The following is a 2758-nucleotide window of genomic DNA, read 5'->3' as shown; positions in this document are numbered from 1 at the left end:
GGATCGCCCCGGCATCGGCGCGGGCCGCCATGTTCTGCGGCAGGGAAAAAATCCCCCCGCCAATCATCGAACCCACTACCAAGGCGATCAACGCCCCCAGTCGCAGCTTTTGCGTCGGTTGCGACATTCCAGTCTCCCTCTTCCTGACAAAGGTTCTCGAAACCTGTTTATACCTGTGGCGAGGGGATTTATCCCCGATGGGTGGCGAAGCCGCCCCAAAACCTGAGAACTCGTTCTGCCTGATGCACCGCGCTGAATGGATCTGGGGCGGCTACGCCACCCATCGGGGATAAATCCCCTCGCCACAAGGTGTGTCTATTTCTGGGTATTAACTAAACGGATAAGCGTAAGTACGTTTATTGAATAACGCCAATTAACGCCTTTTATATATAGCCAACAACGCTAACGCATAACACGGTTAATCCGTTTTGTGCACCAATCCTGATTAATCGATTCTGTATTGAAAACAGATGCCAAAAATTTGCCAAAAGCTGAAAAGCAACTAGCGTGATAATTCGAAAGTAATAGGAGAAATTCCCAACCACATCTGCCGAAAGCCTCTGGAACAGGGCTCTTCAGGCAGCAGCTTTATGCCACCAGTCTTTTCATAAGTCATTCATTAACAATGGAATGTGACCATGAACTGATCCAAGTCAGCTGTTTGTACAGATAACAGCACTACGCTGTGAACTCTTCTCTCCTGCAATGGAGTTATGCAATGTCTGAAGCTCCCGGAAAACTACGACTCGGTGCACTCGTTGCATTGGTAGTCGGTTCAATGATCGGTGGCGGGATATTTTCGTTACCACAAAACATGGCCGCCAGCGCCGACGTCGGCGCGGTCCTGATCGGATGGGCCATCACCGCAGTCGGCATGCTCACCCTCGCTTTTGTCTTTCAGACCCTCGCCAATCGCAAACCTGACCTGGACGGCGGCGTCTACGCCTACGCCAAGGCCGGATTTGGCGATTACATGGGTTTCTCGTCCGCCTGGGGTTACTGGATCAGTGCCTGGCTGGGCAACGTCGGTTACTTTGTTCTGCTGTTCAGCACCCTCGGGTATTTCTTTCCGGTCTTCGGCGAGGGCAACACCGTTGCTGCGGTGATCGGCGCCTCGGTGCTGCTGTGGGCTGTGCACTTTCTGGTGTTGCGCGGGATCAAGGAGGCGGCGTTCATCAACCTGGTGACCACCGTCGCCAAAGTCGTGCCGCTGCTGCTGTTCGTCCTGATCGCGGTCTTCGCGTTCAAACTGGACATCTTCACCGCTGACATCTGGGGCCTGAAAAACCCCGACCTGGGCAGCGTGATGAACCAGGTGCGCAACATGATGCTGGTCACCGTGTGGGTGTTCATCGGCATCGAGGGCGCGAGCATCTTCTCGGCGCGTGCGGAAAAACGCTCCGACGTGGGTAAGGCCACTGTAATCGGCTTCATCACCGTGCTGCTGTTCCTGGTGCTGGTGAACGTGCTGTCGCTGGGCATCATGACTCAGCCAGAACTGGCCAAGTTGCAGAACCCGTCGATGGCCGCCGTGCTCGAGCACGTGGTCGGTCACTGGGGCGCGGTGCTGATCAGCGTCGGGCTGATCATCTCGCTGCTGGGGGCGCTGCTGTCGTGGGTGCTGCTGTGCGCGGAGATCATGTTCGCCGCCGCCAAAGACCACACCATGCCGGAGTTCCTGCGTAAGGAAAACGCTAACCACGTACCGGTCAACGCCCTGTGGCTGACCAATGCGATGGTGCAGATTTTCCTGATCATCACTCTGTTCTCGGCCAGCACTTACCTGTCGCTGATCTACCTCGCCACCTCGATGATTCTGGTGCCGTACCTGTGGTCGGCGGCCTACGCCCTGCTGATCGCGGTGCGTGGCGAAACCTACGAAGGCTTCGCGGCCGAGCGGCGCAAGGACCTGATCATCGGCGGCATCGCCCTGATCTACGCGGTCTGGCTGCTGTACGCCGGCGGCGTCAAGTACCTGCTGCTCTCGGCCCTGCTGTATGCCCCCGGCGCGATCCTGTTCGCCAAGGCCAAGCTCGAACTCAAACAAGCGGTTTTCACCAACGTCGAGAAGCTGATTTTCGCCGCGGTGGTCGTCGGTGCCCTGGTGGCTGCCTACGGTCTCTACGACGGCTTCCTGACTCTGTAATTGCCCAAAATTTTATCTCTGGAGGATCACTGCAATGACCACGGAAAAAGTTAAGTACGGCGTCCATTCCGAAGCCGGCAAACTGCGCAAAGTCATGGTTTGCTCCCCAGGTCTGGCCCACCAGCGGCTGACCCCGAACAACTGCGATGAACTGCTGTTCGACGACGTGCTGTGGGTCGCCCAGGCCAAGCGCGACCACTTCGACTTCGTGACCAAGATGCGTGAACGCGGGATCGACGTGCTGGAAATGCACAACCTGCTGACCGACATCGTCGCCATCCCTGAAGCGCTGGACTGGATTCTCGACCGCAAGGTCACCGCCGACTCGGTGGGCCTGGGCCTGATCAGCGAAGTCAAATCCTGGCTGAAAAGCCTTGAGCCACGGCACATCGCCGAGTTCCTGATCGGTGGCGTGTCGGCCGATGATCTGCCAGACAGCTTCGGTGGCAAGACCATCCAGATGTTCCGCGACTTCCTCGGCCACTCCAGCTTCATTCTGCCGCCGCTGCCGAACACCCAGTTCACCCGCGACACCACCTGCTGGATCTACGGCGGCGTGACGCTGAACCCGATGTATTGGCCGGCGCGCCGTCAGGAAACCCTGCTGGCCAC

At 57.6% G+C, this 2758-nt stretch carries 3 protein-coding genes; 2 read left to right on the top strand and 1 reads right to left on the bottom strand.

Translation table 11 applies throughout. The annotated features are described in order from the left end of the window. On the bottom strand, nucleotides 1-127 hold a 127-nt coding region (locus tag DBR24_RS31665; protein ID WP_256591320.1), incomplete at its 3' end, for a hypothetical protein. A 591-nt stretch (nucleotides 128-718) separates the two neighbouring features. Between DBR24_RS31665 and arcD the strand changes: the two genes are divergently transcribed. Further along, on the top strand, nucleotides 719-2146 hold the full coding sequence (arcD, locus tag DBR24_RS07195; protein WP_128614332.1) for an arginine-ornithine antiporter: 1428 nt from the start codon (nucleotides 719-721) through the stop codon (nucleotides 2144-2146). A 34-nt stretch (nucleotides 2147-2180) separates the two neighbouring features. Next, nucleotides 2181-2758, top strand: a 578-nt coding sequence (locus tag DBR24_RS07190) for an arginine deiminase family protein (RefSeq protein WP_256591319.1), incomplete at its 3' end; no start/stop codon positions are given.

It is taken from the genome of Pseudomonas sp. HMWF006 (assembly GCF_003061205.1).
In the GTDB taxonomy this organism is placed as follows: Bacteria; Pseudomonadota; Gammaproteobacteria; order Pseudomonadales; family Pseudomonadaceae; genus Aquipseudomonas; species Aquipseudomonas monsensis.
The sequence above is the reverse complement of the archived record's forward strand: the minus strand, read 5'-3'. Positions and strand labels throughout refer to the sequence as shown.